16 protein-coding genes and 2 pseudogenes are annotated in these 14,089 nt (G+C 71.2%); 9 read left to right on the top strand and 9 right to left on the bottom strand.

Annotated elements, in window-relative coordinates:
- Positions 1-103: 103 nt before the first annotated feature.
- Positions 104-2,635, bottom strand: coding sequence for an SUKH-4 family immunity protein (locus tag DRB89_RS07370; protein WP_112449666.1), 2,532 nt, complete (start codon positions 2,633-2,635; stop codon positions 104-106).
- 7 nt (positions 2,636-2,642) lie between these two features.
- A complete protein-coding gene (locus DRB89_RS07365) occupies positions 2,643-3,650 on the bottom strand; it encodes an SMI1/KNR4 family protein (protein ID WP_112449667.1) in 1,008 nt (335 codons plus the stop codon).
- Between the two features lie 465 nt (positions 3,651-4,115).
- Here DRB89_RS07365 and DRB89_RS07360 point away from each other — a divergent pair, with 465 nt between their 5' ends.
- Positions 4,116-4,580, top strand: coding sequence for a YwqJ-related putative deaminase (locus DRB89_RS07360; RefSeq protein WP_112463845.1), 465 nt, complete (start codon positions 4,116-4,118; stop codon positions 4,578-4,580).
- Positions 4,581-4,588: 8 nt separating this feature from the next.
- Complete coding sequence (locus DRB89_RS07355; RefSeq protein ID WP_112453032.1) at positions 4,589-5,113, top strand: SUKH-3 domain-containing protein; 525 nt, start codon at positions 4,589-4,591, stop codon at positions 5,111-5,113.
- 88 nt (positions 5,114-5,201) lie between these two features.
- Here DRB89_RS07355 and DRB89_RS45905 read toward each other — a convergent pair whose 3' ends face one another.
- Positions 5,202-5,741, bottom strand: a complete 540-nt coding sequence (locus DRB89_RS45905) for a hypothetical protein (RefSeq protein WP_112453033.1) — start codon at positions 5,739-5,741, stop codon at positions 5,202-5,204.
- Positions 5,742-5,826: 85 nt separating this feature from the next.
- On the opposite strand from DRB89_RS45905, the pseudogene DRB89_RS44325 reads away from it, so the two are divergent.
- Positions 5,827-5,970, top strand: a pseudogene (locus DRB89_RS44325) (MerR family transcriptional regulator); the annotation flags it as partial.
- A gap of 274 nt (positions 5,971-6,244) precedes the next feature.
- Here DRB89_RS44325 and DRB89_RS07340 read toward each other — a convergent pair.
- Complete coding sequence (locus DRB89_RS07340) at positions 6,245-6,463, bottom strand: hypothetical protein (protein WP_112447660.1); 219 nt, start codon at positions 6,461-6,463, stop codon at positions 6,245-6,247.
- Between the two features lie 420 nt (positions 6,464-6,883).
- Positions 6,884-7,084, bottom strand: coding sequence for a hypothetical protein (locus DRB89_RS07335; protein WP_112447659.1), 201 nt, complete (start codon positions 7,082-7,084; stop codon positions 6,884-6,886).
- 119 nt (positions 7,085-7,203) lie between these two features.
- Between DRB89_RS07335 and DRB89_RS42745 the strand changes: the two genes are divergently transcribed.
- The 3 genes from DRB89_RS42745 to DRB89_RS07325 all read left to right on the top strand — a co-directional run bounded on the left by DRB89_RS42745 (position 7,204) and on the right by DRB89_RS07325 (position 8,805).
- Entirely contained in the window at positions 7,204-7,359 is a 156-nt protein-coding gene (locus DRB89_RS42745) for a DUF6131 family protein (RefSeq protein ID WP_239516751.1), read from the top strand.
- Positions 7,360-7,686: 327 nt separating this feature from the next.
- On the top strand, positions 7,687-8,238 hold the full coding sequence (locus tag DRB89_RS07330; protein ID WP_112447658.1) for a hypothetical protein: 552 nt from the start codon (positions 7,687-7,689) through the stop codon (positions 8,236-8,238).
- 51 nt (positions 8,239-8,289) lie between these two features.
- A complete protein-coding gene (locus DRB89_RS07325) occupies positions 8,290-8,805 on the top strand; it encodes a hypothetical protein (protein WP_112447657.1) in 516 nt (171 codons plus the stop codon).
- 244 nt (positions 8,806-9,049) lie between these two features.
- Here DRB89_RS07325 and DRB89_RS43660 read toward each other — a convergent pair whose 3' ends face one another.
- Together DRB89_RS43660 and DRB89_RS07320 are read right to left on the bottom strand one after the other, a co-directional pair.
- Positions 9,050-9,217, bottom strand: a complete 168-nt coding sequence (locus tag DRB89_RS43660; protein WP_204357664.1) for a hypothetical protein — start codon at positions 9,215-9,217, stop codon at positions 9,050-9,052.
- A gap of 47 nt (positions 9,218-9,264) precedes the next feature.
- On the bottom strand, positions 9,265-9,621 hold the full coding sequence (locus DRB89_RS07320) for a PRC-barrel domain-containing protein (protein WP_112447656.1): 357 nt from the start codon (positions 9,619-9,621) through the stop codon (positions 9,265-9,267).
- A gap of 86 nt (positions 9,622-9,707) precedes the next feature.
- On the opposite strand from DRB89_RS07320, the gene DRB89_RS07315 reads away from it, so the two are divergent.
- Positions 9,708-10,190: a hypothetical protein gene (locus tag DRB89_RS07315; RefSeq protein ID WP_204357663.1), complete on the top strand. Its 483-nt coding sequence runs from the start codon at positions 9,708-9,710 to the stop codon at positions 10,188-10,190.
- A 110-nt stretch (positions 10,191-10,300) separates the two neighbouring features.
- Here DRB89_RS07315 and DRB89_RS07310 read toward each other — a convergent pair whose 3' ends face one another.
- Positions 10,301-11,158, bottom strand: coding sequence for a DUF2785 domain-containing protein (locus DRB89_RS07310; RefSeq protein ID WP_204357662.1), 858 nt, complete (start codon positions 11,156-11,158; stop codon positions 10,301-10,303).
- A 125-nt stretch (positions 11,159-11,283) separates the two neighbouring features.
- Here DRB89_RS07310 and DRB89_RS07305 point away from each other — a divergent pair.
- Positions 11,284-11,613, top strand: a pseudogene (locus DRB89_RS07305) (metalloregulator ArsR/SmtB family transcription factor); the annotation flags it as partial.
- Positions 11,614-11,652: 39 nt separating this feature from the next.
- On the opposite strand, the gene DRB89_RS07300 reads toward DRB89_RS07305, so the two are convergent.
- The gene (locus tag DRB89_RS07300; protein ID WP_239516049.1) at positions 11,653-12,477 is read right to left on the bottom strand and encodes a sulfite exporter TauE/SafE family protein; all 825 of its coding nucleotides are present in this window, start codon (positions 12,475-12,477) and stop codon (positions 11,653-11,655) included.
- Positions 12,478-12,832: 355 nt separating this feature from the next.
- Between DRB89_RS07300 and arsB the strand changes: the two genes are divergently transcribed.
- Complete coding sequence (arsB, locus tag DRB89_RS07295; RefSeq protein ID WP_112447654.1) at positions 12,833-13,954, top strand: ACR3 family arsenite efflux transporter; 1,122 nt, start codon at positions 12,833-12,835, stop codon at positions 13,952-13,954.
- Positions 13,955-14,089 lie beyond the last annotated feature (135 nt).

Below are 14,089 nucleotides of genomic sequence, written 5' to 3'. Positions count from 1 at the left end.
AGCCCGAATGGCCGGGCCGGAACCCCGTTCGAGGGTCCCAACCCGGCCACGCGCGACGAGCGACGAGCGACGAGCGACTGATCGCAGACCGATCAGCGACCGGTCACAGCAGTCCGTCCCACATCTGCTCCAGCAGCACCGACCACCAGTTCTCCGGCGACGCCAGCGCCGCACTGTCCAGCCCCGCCAGATTCGCCTGGAAATCGCCGGTCCAGCGGCCCGCCTGCTCCGGCGTCAGATGCTGGCGCAGCCGCCACATGTGGCCCAGCAACGCCAGCGACCGCACGAACTGCGGCAGCGAGGAGTTCACGAACTGCGGGGGCACCGGAGCACCGCCCGGACCGGCCTCCACCGGCACCGCCACGATGTGCGCCGTCCCGTACTGCACGCACAGCGCCTTGCCGAAGTCGCTGCCCACCACCAGGTACGAGCCCGCGTCCGACGCCGGCTGCACCTGCCGCTGCGCCGCCAGCTCGGCCAGCGTCGGCAGCGGAGCACCCGGCACCGCCTGCGCCCAGAAGAACGGCCCGAAATCGACCGGCAGACCCGACCACATCAGCGTCTGCGCCACGATCTCCGGCACGCCCTGCCGCGACACCGCACGCTGCTCGAACCGGAACACGCCCTGCGGGCCGAACGCCCCCGCCAGCTCCTGCGCGATCGCGTCCAGCGGGATCGCCGGCTGCAGCGGCACCTGCGGCAGCGGCGCACGCACCGGCGCGGGGCGCGCCGGACCGTCCGCCACCTGATGCAGCTCGCCCTGATGGGTCAGCAGGTGCCGCATGCCCTGCTGCCGGCCCGCGTGGTCCGTCCCGTACGGGGCCACGCTCGTGATCCGCACCTGCGGCCAGGTCTCCCGGATCATGCGGGCGCAGTAGCCGCCGGGCAGCTCGCAGGAGGCCAGCTCGGTGTGCAGCTCCAGCACCTGCTGCGGCGGCACGTTCATCGCCCGCAGCTCGTACAGGATCTGCCACTCCGGGTGCGGAGTACCGGGCGCGGAGCGGCGGATGAGCTGCTGCTCCGAGCCGTCGGGCGCGCGGTAGCGCAGCACCGCCTGGTAGCCGGGTCCCACCGTGGGCACGCCCGGGGCCTGCGGCACGGGTACGGGTGCCTGCGGCGCCGGACCGGGCGGACCGGGAGGCGCGGGCCGCCCCACCACGGCCGGACCGGCCAGCATCGTCGCGGCGTGGTCCAGCCCGGCTCCGGGCGCGCCCGGAGCCCCGGGCGGACCGGGCGGCTGCGGTACGCCGGGACCCGCGAGCATGGTGGCCGCGTGGTGCGCGCCGGCGCCGGGGGCGCCGGGCGGACCGGGAGGCGCGGGCTGCTGCCCGGCGCCCGGAACCCCGGGAGGGCCCGGCGGCGCGGGCTGCTGCGGTCCACCGGGGCTCGCCAGCATGGTGGCGGCGTAAGCGGCTCCGCTCCCGCCGGACGAACCGGACGAGCCGGGCGCCCCCGGCGGGCCGGGAGGCGCGGGCGGCTGCCCGGTGACGGACGGACCGGCCAGCATCGTCGCCGCGTGGTCCAGTCCGCCGCCCGGCGCGCCGGGGGCGCGGGGCGGACCCGGAGGAGCCGGCTGCTGCGGCCCGCCGGGGCTCGCCAGCATGGTGGCCGCGTAGGACGGGGACTCCGCACCGGAGCCGCCGGATCCACCCGGAGCACCCGGGGCACCGGGCGGACCCGGCGGCGTCACGGACCCGGAGCCCGGCCGGTTGACCCGGGCCTTGCTCGTCGGCGCGTCGGCGATGTCACCCGAGGCCGAACCCGGCCCGGAAGCCCGTGCGGACCCCGCGGAGCCCGCGTTCGGGTCCAGCGCGGGCACGACGGCCGTCTTCGGCAGCGCGCTGCCCCTCGGCATCAGCGTCGTGCGCGCCTCCGGACCCGGCCCGGACGGCGCCGGGGCGTCGTCCACGTCCGACCCGGACAGCGGCGGCGCGAACACCGTCGCCGGCAGCGGCACGGACACCGAGTCCGCGCCGGGGTTCACATCGGTGCCGGCCCACGGCGTGGCCCCGACCGGGACCCCGTCGTTGGCGGTCGGCTCGTACGGCACCTCGCCCCCGCGCCGCAACGGCACGGGCTGCGGCTGCGACTCGGCAGCCGCTGGCTCGGACGCGACCGGGGCAGCCGGGGCGGAAGAGGCGGAAGACCCTGAAGAGGCCGAAGAGGCGGAAGCAGGAACGGCAGAACCCACCGGATCGGCGGGCACGACCGGTGATGCGACCGGTGTGACCGGTGCAACCGGTGCGGCCGGCGTCGCCGGCGGAATCCCCGCCCGGTCCGCCGCCTCCTGCAGCCACTCCGGCGGACTCAGCATGAAGGAGGTCTGCTCCGAGTCGATCCGCGGCACCGGGACCGAAGCCTCGGCCGGCGCGGCCGAAGCCCCGTACTCCTCCTCGTACCGGCGGATCACCTCACCCACCGGCAGCCCCGGCCACAGCGTCACCTCACCGCTGTCCCGCGCGATGACCAGCCGCTGGCGGCCCGCACCGGACACCGGCCCGGCCGCGCGGTCCTCGGCCCACACCACGAAACCGAGTCCGAACTCCCGTACCCGCACCTCGCGGTGCTGGTACGCGGGCACGTCCCCGTTGATCCATTCCTCGGCGCGCTCCTGCGCCTGCGCAAACGTCACCATCGAGCCGTCACCCCTCCACCGGCGCCGAAGCCGACGCACCGCCCGCCACGGGAACCGCGCGCGCGAATCCGCCGTCCACCATCAGACCGGCCACCGTTTCCAGCTCCGGCGGATTGCCCGCCAGCCGCTCCAGGAAGGCATCGAAATCCGTACCGCACGGCAGCAGCAGCCGCTCCACGCGCTCCTGGACCGACCAGCCGTCCTGGTCGCGCGCGTCGTCGTACGGAGAGAACCAGACCGAGCCGAGCGCGTCGCCGCGCACCTTCACCGCGACGAGCCCGCCCTGCGCGAAGGCCACGCACAGATAGTCCTTCGTCAGGTGGTCCCGCAGACACTTGTTCACGTAGACGAGGTCGTTGACCGCCGCCTCCTCGCGCACCGTGAAGAACGGCTGGTCCACCAGCAGGCCCAGCGCCACGTCCAGCCCGGCGCCCACCGGCGCGCAGCCGCCCGCCGCCTTCAGGAACGAGCGGTACGCCTCCGGCAGCCGGTAGCCGAGGTCCTCCTCGACCCCCTGCACCTGCGCCTCGGACACCGAGACCACCGACTTCGGCAGCCCCAGGTGCACCGGGCGCACCTCCTGCAACGTCCGCGTCCCGCGCTTCTCGTGGTCCACCGCCGCCGTCACCAGACCGGCGTGGTGCCGCAGCAGCGCCTTCACCTCGACCGGGACCAGCTCCATCCGGCGCGTGCCCGCCACGTGGTGCCAGGTCCAGCCGTGCGGGGTCGCCACCGGGCCGACCGTGTCCCACAGTTCGTGACCGGTCGCCCGCATGGCGGCGTTCGCGGACACGCAGTCCGTCAGCCGCAGCTCGTCCACGCCGAAGCCCTCCGGCGGTTCGGCGATCTCCACCGCCGCCCGCGCGTAGGGCGCGAAGTCGGGATGCCCGTTCGCGTCGATGCGGACCCCGTGGGGATGGCGCGCGGCCCGGACGGGGTCCGGGAAATGCACGACCTGCCCCGAATAAGCGGCGTTGGGTGGCGCGGCCTGCTGCCCGAGCCGACCTGTCGTCATGGCGGTAGCCCCCTGCTGGATCTGGCTGGTTCACCACAGCCTATGTGCTCCGGCAAGGGCCTCACCCGCTCTCGAGCGGGGCACCCGCGCGACAGCCGGGAAGATCCGAATTGATACGAATATTCGACCCCGCTTCCACATGTCAGGGGACATTTGACAGGCTGTCCCCGCAGCACGGGGGCGTGCGCGACAGCGGTTCACCACCGCAGCCACGGGAGGGAGAGCGCAACCATGCAGAACACGGCTACGCGAGCGGAACCGGCCGACGCCGCGTCAGGACCCCTGGGATCCCACGGACCGGCGGGCACCGCCGGCACCACCGGCCCCGGGGGGACCGCCACCCCGGCGACCGTCCCGGCACAGGGCCACGCCCAGGGCCAAGCGCCCGGCAACGCGCCCGGCCACCCCGCGGGCCACCCCGCCGACCCCGGCGCCGAGGCCCCCGCCGCACCCGGCGACCCGCGCCTGCGCTGGAGCAGCGACGACGGCCGCCCCACCGTGCCCACCCTGCGCTTCCGCCGCGACGGCATCCTCCCCACCGTCGCCGCCGCCCTCTCCGTACGCGGCGAAACCCTCACCGGCACCGCCGGCAAGGCCGACCAGCCGCCCGTACTGCACCCCCTCGTCCAGGACTACCTGGACACCCTCACCAGCGGCCAGCGCGAACGCTTCACCGGCCGATGCCCCGAGGCGATCCTGCTCTCCCGCCACCTCGCCGGCGTCGAGGGCTCCCGCAGCAAGCGCGCCTCGCGCAAGCCCCTCACCCCCAGCGACGCCCGCCGCTCCCTCAAGCACTCCAAGATCACCGCCCGCCGCATCCGCGAGGACGGCGACCCCCTCCACGGCACCTACGCGGCCCCCTGCCGCTCCTGCGAGGCCCTCCTCGCCCACTTCGGCGTACGACCCGTCGACCTCACCCACCCCGAGTAGCCGCTGCCATGACCACCGCATCCGCCTCCTACGACCGCTCCTCGGCCGCCCGCTTCCCCGTCGCCGTGGACTCCGCCCTGCGCACCGCGGGATGGGAACCGGGCCGCTGGGACATCAAGCAGGCCGAGTACTGGGCCGACGCCCTGCGCGACCACACCACCCCCGCCGGACACCGCCACACCGTCTTCCCCGCCGCCGTCGAGACCTGGGCGGAATTCGGCAACCTCACCATCACCGCCCCCGGGCCCGGACGCCAGATCGCCCCCGTCGCCGTACGGCTCGACCCGCTCACGGGCCTGCACCTCGCCCGCACCTTCGCCGACCTCGGCCGGGCCCTGTCCACCCAGCTCTGCCCCCTCGGCGTCGAGGCCGACACGCGCCTGAACGGAGGGGGCTCCCACCTCGCCCTCGACCGCGAGGGCCGGATCTACTGCGTGGACCACACCGGCGACTGGTACCTCGGCGCGAACCTCGACGAGGCCCTCACCCTCCTCCTGACCGGCCTCCAGCCCACCCGCCTCACGACGGGGTAGGGGTCCAGGGCCAGGGCCTGAGCCAGGGTCGGAGCCTGAGCCAGGGTCGGAGCCAGGGCCAGGGCCAGGGCCGGAGCCGGGGCCGGGGCTACCCCAGCTCCGGAAGCCGCTCCCCGGCCACGGGGTAGCGCCCCTCCTCCAGCCGGAACAGGTACGCCCGCAGATCCGCGGCGAGCCCGTCCGCCAGGTAGCTCCGGAAGTGCCGTGCCCCCAGCGCCGCGTCCCGGTCCGCCCGGTGGACACTCTCCCCGTACTCCGCCAGAGTGGCCGCCAGGTGCTCCTCGACCCGCGCCCGCTCCGACCACCAGCGCCGCACCAGCACCGGCGTCCACCACAGGTCCCCGTCGCAGGCGTACTCCTGGAACGGCTCCTCGTCCGCCGCGTCCACCACCTGCCGGACCTGCCCCGGATCACGCGGCTGCCGGAACACGTACTCCAAGCCGTGCTCACTGCTCGCCGCGTACATCACGTTGTCCGGCGCGTTCAGCCGCCCGGTCCAGCACGTGTCCGTCTCGCCCGTGTAGAAGGGGCCCGGCACGTTCAGCCACAGCCGCTTCTCCCACCGCCCCTGGAACAGCTTGCGGTCCTCACCCGTCAGCTCCGCCACCGGATCCCAGCCCACCGTCATCCCCACTTCCCCCTGTCCGCCCGCCTCACAGCCGCGGAAGCCGCTCCCCGTCCACCGGACAGCGCCCCGCCTCCAGCCGGAAAGCGCCCGCGAACTCGTCGACCAGGGAACCCCGATCGACTCCGCCTGCCGCATCATCATCCTCGAAGACCAACTCGAAGAAGCCCAACGCATCAACGCCGAATACCGCCGCGCCGGCGAATCCTCCGCTCCACCGGCATCGGCCTGAGGCGAGCGGGGACGGGAGGCCGCGCAGTCCCGCACATCACCGGGACTGATCGCGCGGCGGTCATCCAGGCAGACGCCGGCATGCGCGGATGACGACGCCCCTGACGCCGGGCACGGAATCAGGGGCCGGCACGCACCTCTTGCCCCCTGGAATGTGGGCCGGGGCACCTGTCGGCGGTCGACGCCGTGGGTCCTCCGGGTCGCACCGCTGGGCCCCCTCAGGTGTGCAGACGGCTGTTGGGGCCGTCCTGGTCGCCGGCACTCTCGTCGTTGAATCAGTAGTCACCGGCGGCCAGGTACCGGAAAGAATGCGTGCTCTTGCTCGGCAGCTGGACCGTGACCGCCCGCTTCCCGTCTTTGCGCGGCCGCAGGGTGTGGGTACCGGGCTGCCAATCGTTGAAGTCGCCCACCACGCTGACGGGGCCGGGCGGCGTGTCGGCGGGCAGGACGAAGGTGACATCCGTGCGGTCCTTGCGCAGCGTGCGCTCCAGCATGAGACGGGCTCCTGACAGCAGGGGGTGGGGGCTCGCGCCCATCTTCGGTACGGAAGGGACGGCCCGCCTCCCGGCGCCGCCGCATCGGGGACGGGCGTCACCCGTGTGCCTCGCTTCGTAGCCGAGGTGATGCAGGCCGTCACTGTGCGTGTCAGCGTGATCCGAGAGGAATCCGTAGGGGCCCTCTTTCCCGCATCGGCGGGCGACCGTGATGGGCTCGACCCCTGAACGGGGGCGAACCATGAACGACGGCATCCGCGTCACCATGAGCCACGATCCACAAGGCGACTTCCAGCGGCGTCGGGCATCGTCGGCCCCCCAGCGGATTCCAGCGGCAGCCCACACAGCTCCTCACCCTCACCTCCAGCGAGCACTTGCTCCGCAGCATTCCGCCACGCAACGTCGTCTTCTCCTCGGTCTTCAGGGAGCTGGTGTCCCTCCCGACGCCGGCCTTGAGGCGGTGCCGTAGAGGAGGACGGTCCCGGTCGAGCCGGTGACCTCGTAGCCGAAAACGGAGAATCCGCCGGTCATCTCGTGGGCGCTGCCGTCATTGGTGACGACGCCGGCCACGCCGACGACCAGGGCGGCGATCAGGCGGGCGAGTCCGAGGATGACGAGCACGGCGCGCTCCAGAGGTACCTCTCCGCGGTAGGACCGTCCTCCCCGGGAAGCCACCAGCAGAGGGCAGATCTACCCTGAGAACAGGGGCTTTGCATCACTCCGTGAGATCGGCGGACATCATGATCGTCCTCGGAATCATCCTGCTGGTCGTCGGCTACGTAGCCGGCATCTCCATTCTGTGGACCATCGGAATCATCCTGGTCGTCGTCGGCGTCATCCTGTGGATCCTGGGATCCGTCGGACACAAGGTCGGCGGACGGAGGCACTACTGGTAGCCACCCCTGACCCCGCGCGGGGACCACTTCGTTCCCGCACGACCCCCGACGCCGCTCTACCTCGCCGTGCGCTCGGTACTGCACCGGCGTCGCCCGGCCCACTGATCCGCCTGCCCGCCTGCCACCACCCTGTCGGCAACTGGCTCCGGACCTCGGTCGGCGTTGCCCGGCGCGAGACGGAGCGTCCACCACCCGTCGAACTACCATATTTCGGGCGATATGTGAAATTCTGAAACGTGGCACCCCAAGGGATGGCACCTGCGGCGGGGATCCTCGTACGCCCTGGTTCTGGCTGCCTGCGTGAGCTGTCAACGAGTGGAGGATGCGATGTGGACCATCATCATCATCGTGGCCGCCGTGGTGGTCCTGGCCGCCGTCGCGCTGACCATGCGGACCATGACCCGGCGCCGGCACCTTCGGGAGCAGTTCGGGCCCGAGTACGACCGCACGGTCGAGGCGGGGCAGAGCCGCGGAGCGGCCGAGCGCGATCTCAAGGAGAGGGAGGAGCGGCATGAGGCGCTGGAGATCAGGCCGCTGCCCTCCACCGTCCGGGACCGGTACGCACGGGACTGGGCCAGCGTGCAGGAACATTTCGTCGACAGCCCCGACCAGGCCGTGGGTGAGGCGGACCGGCTCGTGACCACGCTCATGAGCGAGCGCGGCTACCCGACGGAGGATTTCGAGCAGCAGAAGCGGGACCTCTCGGTCGAACACTCCCGGACACTGGACCACTACCGCATCGCCCATGAAGTCAAGGGGCGGGCCGGCAGCAGGGACACCACGACGGAAGAACTGCGGAGCGCCATGGTCCACTACCGGGCGCTGTTCGAGGAACTTCTGAAAGACGACACCGCTTCGCCGGATGAAGAACGCCGCTGACTCCCAGCAGCCGCAAAGCGGCCGTTCGCCACCGCATGGAGGTGAAGGGACATGCAGAGAGAAGGACCATACGGGCGCGACGACGAGTACGCCGAGCCCGAGCCCGCCGGAGAGACCCTGTCCACCGAGGACATCGCCCGCCCGCAGACAGACACATCGCAACAGACCGCAGACGATGGCCTGACGGCGGTTCCCGAAGACGAGGGGGCGGCGCCCAGGACCAGAGTCACGGACGACAGCGGAGGTGAGCCGGACGCTGTGCCCGGCGAACAGGACGGGTCGGAGCGGGAGCCCGATACCGCCCCGCTTCTCGGGGCCCAGCAGGCGGAAGACCTCCGTATCCGGTGGCAGCAGATCCAGCAGGGGTTCGTCGACGACCCGAAGCAGTCGGTGTTGGCGGCAGACGGGCTCGTCGCCGAGGTGATGCAGTTGCTCGCCACCACGTTCGCCGACCACAAGCAAGGACTCGAAGGCCAGTGGCACCGCGGCGAGGAGGTGGCCACCGAGGACCTGCGCCTGGCCCTGCGCCAGTACCGATCCTTCTTCGACCGCCTGCTCAGCACCTGACCACCGGCTCGGACCCGCGACGACTACCGCCCGCCGTGGGTGCGGGACGCAAAACACCGGCCGGTGTCTCCCTCACGCAGAGGATCGCGTGGGCGGCCACCGGCCGGTACAGGTCGCCGGGCCGTCACATGGGGGGAGAGAGCGGATGCCGCCAGCGAAACGGCACCCCACGTCCGCGCATCCCGGACGGTCACCCACCGCTATCCCGGCAGCACAGAACGGTGCAGAAGGTCACCCGGCCTACTCAGCGGATGTGTCGGCGCCCGGAGCGACGCCCGCGCATGCCCAGGTGGACCAGGGCCGCCACGAAGACCAGGATGCCGATGAACAGCAAATAGAGCATGCCTTCGGCAGCAACGCCGATGATGCCCAGCACCATCGCCACGATGACCAGGATCAAGAAGACCTTCACGACGTGGACACCTCCTCGAGCAAGTGGGGGCTCAGCCAAGTGGGGGCTCAGCGGCGGGCGAGCTGCCGCTCGCCGCCCGCACCGGGCCGGTAGGTGAGGCCGTAGTGCTGGAAGATGTCGGCCTCATTCTCGGCGGGCAGGACGTCGTCCGTGCCGATCGAAGGGCTCTCCCTCACCAGCGCCTTGTCGTAGTGGACCTGGACGTACCCCGGCCCGACGACCGCGCCGTCCAGCGGAACGAAGACCAGCCGGTGCCGGGTGGGCAGCCCCACCAGCACGGTGGCCATGGCCGGCTCGTCCGTGCTGGTGTCCACGTAGACGGCCTCCAGCGCGCCGATCCTGCGCCCGCCCGCGTCGACCACGTCGTGGGTGCGCCACTCGCGAATGTCCGCTGCCTGGATCATCCTCAGGTCCCTTCGCACGATCACAGCCCGAGATTCAGCCTCCCCCCGCCGTGCTGCCCTTGCCGGGCAGTAGGGATGATGCCTCAGTGGCGACCAACCTTGAGCTCTTCGCGGACTACTTCCAGATCCACGTTCTGGATGAGGGATCCGAAGGTGATTTCAGCGGCGTGTGGACCGAACAGACCGTCGTGGACGGGCTCGGCGTCCTTGAAGATGCCCTGGCCATCGGCACCGCCGTCAACGACACCGTGGCGGTCAGTGTCCATGTCCTCGCAGATCAGCCGCACGACGACAGCGATGACTTCGACCACGTCGTCGAGGCGAGCCTCCACGCGCCCTCAGGACTGGTCATCGTGATGGGCTGTACCGACTACCTCGACGACGCGGCTCGATTCGAAGTGCCCGCAGGCTGGACCCGAGCCCGAGCCTCTCGGCGGAACCTCGCCGCCGCCGTCCGTTGGCTCGAGTCAGACGAGGAGCCCGAGGCGACCGAGGAGGTCCGGCTGCAGACCTGGCCCGCTCCGTTCTCCGCACCGCACATCGTCAAGCGATGGACCCAAGCGGACTAGCCTCCGACTCAGTACGGCGCTTCGTGCTCACCGTGTCGTCGCACACCAAGTACACGACCCGTGGCGCTATGCACGGCTTCTCTTGTCCAAACCGGCGGGAGCGAGAGCGATCAGGCTGCCGGCGGGAAGTCCTTGACCGGTGGGTGTCCGAAGACGTGGTCGAGAACGGACGCCAGGCGGACCTTCAGCGGCTCGGCGTGCGGGACGGGTTGTTTGGGGCCGTTCGGTACCAGTGGCGCGCCGCGGTCGAGGAGCAGGTAGAGCATCCGCAGTGTGCGCATCGCGTTGGATGCGTACGCGGGCTTGGGTCCACGCCCGATCGCACCGAAGTCGGCCGCGATCGGGTCGAGCCAGGCGGTTGCCGCCGCAGCGCTCAGTTCCGGTCGCGTCAGGACCCTGGCGATCGCGCCTGCGAGCCGGTCGTCCTCCTGCTGGTCCCAGACGTGGTCCGTGCGCGCGAGTATGCGCTCGGTCGCGAGGGCGAGCATGGCCGCGGGGTCAACGTCCGGGTGGGTGCCGAAGGTCCCCAGTAGGTCTGCCCCGTGTGCGACGGCGTGCAGCCAGCCCAGCTTCGGATCGTGGCCGCGTAGGTCGGTCTCCTCGGGGAACCACGCCCCGAAGGCCTCGAGCCACGTCTGCCGGAAATCGCCCCGAGTAACGATCATGTCGAGGACCAGCGGGGCGAACGTACGGGCCTGGATCTCGCTGTCCGTGAACCGGCGCGCCATATCGTCGCCCAGCCGCAGCCGCTGTGGACCGGCGATGACATCGCGCGCGATCCAGGTGCGCAGCACCACGTACGGTGCGCCGTCGCGCACCTGCGGGTCGGGGTCGCGCAGGCAACTGGCCAGTTGCTCCGTAAGCTCGTCGAGATCCACGTCCACGGGCACGCCGAAGCCGGTAGCGCAGAGGCCATCCCAGTCGATTGTCATGGCTTGGACACTATCGGGCGTGATCTTGGCGTCCACCGATTTGTTCCCCACCCTGTGTCGAAGATCAATCGCCGGGTAGCCCGTTAGCCCGTTGGCCGGTTGCGTGCCGGCGTGGCGGGGGAGCGGGCGACTCCGGAGCCCGTGCCGGGTCGGTGCTGAATGTGTTGCCGCTGCTGGAGCCGGAAGCCGTCGTGCCGTGCTGCCCGCCGCTCACCGAGCGCCCGCTGACCGCGGACGAGGCGGAGCGCACGGCCACGATGTTCAAGGCCCTGGGTGATCCCGTGCGCCTGCGGCTCTTCTCCGCGGTCGCCTCGCACGAGGGCGGGGAGGCGTGCGTCTGCGACATCTCCGACGTGGGCGTCTCCCAGCCGACCGTCTCCCATCACCTGAAGAAGCTGAAGGAAGCCGGACTGCTCTCCTCCGAGCGGCGCGGCACCTGGGTCTACTACCGGGTGGAGCCGACGGTCCTCGCCGGCATGGCCCAGCTCCTGGCCCGCGCAGCCGGCGTATGGGTCGCTGCCCACTGCCGGTCAGTCGTGACGGGCGAGTTTGACCGCGGAAACGAGAAGGATCAAGGCCAGCGCGGGGATGAGCGCGAGGTCCGGGAACACGCCGAGGAGCAGCCCGCCCAGCACCGCCCCGGCGACGGAGCCGGCGGCCATGACCAGGGTGAAGCGGAGGTTCGCGCCGAGCACCGCGAAGCTGCCGTCACGGCTGTAGCGGGCGAAGGCCACGAGCATCGTCGGCAGGGACACCAGCAGGGAGAGGCTTCCCGCGGTCTTGATGTCGACGCCGAACAGCAGCACGATCGTCGGGATCAGCAGCTCGCCTCCGGCCACGCCCATGATCGCCGCGACCACCCCGATGCCGAACCCGGCCACGACCCCGCACGGCACCTGCGCCCACAGCGGCAGTGCGAGCGTGCCCAGCGTGGTGGTGTGCGTGACCAGCAGGGCCGCCGCCATGAGCACCATCAGGGCGGCCAGCACCTTGTACAGGGTGGCGGAGCGCATGCGTACCGCCCAGGACGCTCCGACCCAGGCACCCAGCAGGCTCCCGGCCAGAAGGTTGACGGTGACCGGCCAGCGTGCGGCCACTTCGGCGGCGGGTACCGCCGCCAGGCGGGCCGGCAATGCAACCAGCACCACCACCAGGCTCATCGCCTTGTTCAGGATGACGGCCGAGAGGGCGGCGAAGCCGAAGAGGCCGATCAGCAGCGGCAGGCGGAACTCCGCGCCGCCCAGACCGATCATCCCGCCCAGCACACCGATGGCCGCTCCCGCACCGAACGCCAGCGGTGCCGAGTGCGTCGGGCGGAGGGGAGCGAGGTTCTGATCTGTGGCCACGATGGGCATCTTCGCTGGTCGCCGCGCCTGCCTGCTACGCCACGACCCCACCTTCGGGCAAAGGCACCGGGCGTCCGCTCAGGAGTCGTCTGGTCCTCCGAGCGCCCGCAGCGAAGCGACGCCCGAGCCGTCTCTGAGCGAGCACCCGTCCGCGGTGCGCTGCTCTGAACGTCGCGTCACCCGTTAGACCATTCGGTGCTGATGTCAGCTGCAAATGGAATCAGGATGCACTGATGTGAGAACATCAGTTTGTACTGACGTCAGCTATGCCTGATGTGACTGGCGCGCCCTGCTCCTTCCCGGGCTCAGTCACCCGCGCACGCCAGTCACTGCCCCTCGAACAGAACCGAAAGCGAGTCCGCTGATGACCGCGACCGAATCCGGCATCCCCTCCCAGCCGCCAGGCGTCGAGGACGCCTCGATCGTCGCCAAGATGTCCACCCTCGACCGTTTCCTGGCGGTGTGGATCCTGGTCGCGATGGGCCTCGGACTTGGGCTGGGCAGACTCGTACCCGGGCTGAACGACGCTCTGGCGAAGGTGGAGGTGGGCGGGATCTCCCTGCCCATCGGCATCGGTCTGCTGGTCATGATGTACCCGGTCCTCGCCAAGGTCCGCTACGACAAGCTCGACTCCGTCACCGGCGACCGGAAGCTGATGCTCTCCTCGCTGGTCATCAACTGGATCGTCGGCCCGGCGGTCATGTTCGCGCTCGCCTGGATCTTCCTGCCGGATCTGCCCGAGTACCGGACCGGGCTGATCATCGTGGGCCTTGCCCGCTGCATCGCCATGGTCATCATCTGGAACGACCTCGCCTGCGGCGACCGCGAAGCCGCCGCCGTGCTCGTCGCCCTCAACTCGGTCTTTCAGGTCTTCGCCTTCGGGCTCCTGGGCTGGTTCTACCTCGACCTGCTGCCCAGCTGGCTCGGACTCGGCGACGGACAGGGGCTCGACGTACCCGTCTGGCACATCGCGCTGAACGTGATCGTCTTCCTCGGAGTGCCGCTCCTGGCGGGCTTCCTCACCCGCCGCATCGGCGAGAAGAGGGTCGGACGGGCCGCCTACGAGGCGAAGTTCCTGCCGATGATCGGACCGTGGGCGCTGTACGGGCTGCTGTTCACGATCGTCATCCTCTTCGCCCTCCAGGGGAAGACCATCACCTCGCAGCCCTTGGACGTCGCACGCATCGCCCTGCCGCTGCTGGTCTACTTCGCCCTGATGTGGTTCGGCACCTTCCTTCTGGGCAAGGTCATCGGCCTCCCGTACGACCGCACCGCCACGCTCGCGTTCACCGCCGCCGGCAACAACTTCGAACTCGCCATCGCGGTCGCCATCGCCACCTTCGGCGTCACCAGTGGCCAGGCGCTCTCCGGGGTCGTCGGCCCCCTCATCGAGGTCCCCGTGCTGATCGCCCTGGTGTACGTGTCCCTGGCCTGGCGCAAGAAGTTCGCGGCCCCTGAACTGGCCGTCCCTGGAAAGGCCCACTGATGCACTGCCTCGACTGCCACATTGCGGGAACCGCCAGTCCTGCTGTCGGCGTCTGCCGCGACTGCGGTGCAGCCGTCTGCGTCAACCACGCGCGCGTCACCGAACGGGAGGTCCGGCGGCGGCCGTTGCTCGCGC

Source organism: Streptomyces sp. ICC4 (genome assembly GCF_003287915.1).
In the GTDB taxonomy this organism is placed as follows: Bacteria; Actinomycetota; Actinomycetes; order Streptomycetales; family Streptomycetaceae; genus Streptomyces; species Streptomyces tritrimontium.
Note: the sequence above shows the minus strand (reverse complement) of the source record. Positions and strands in the feature narration are given on the sequence as shown.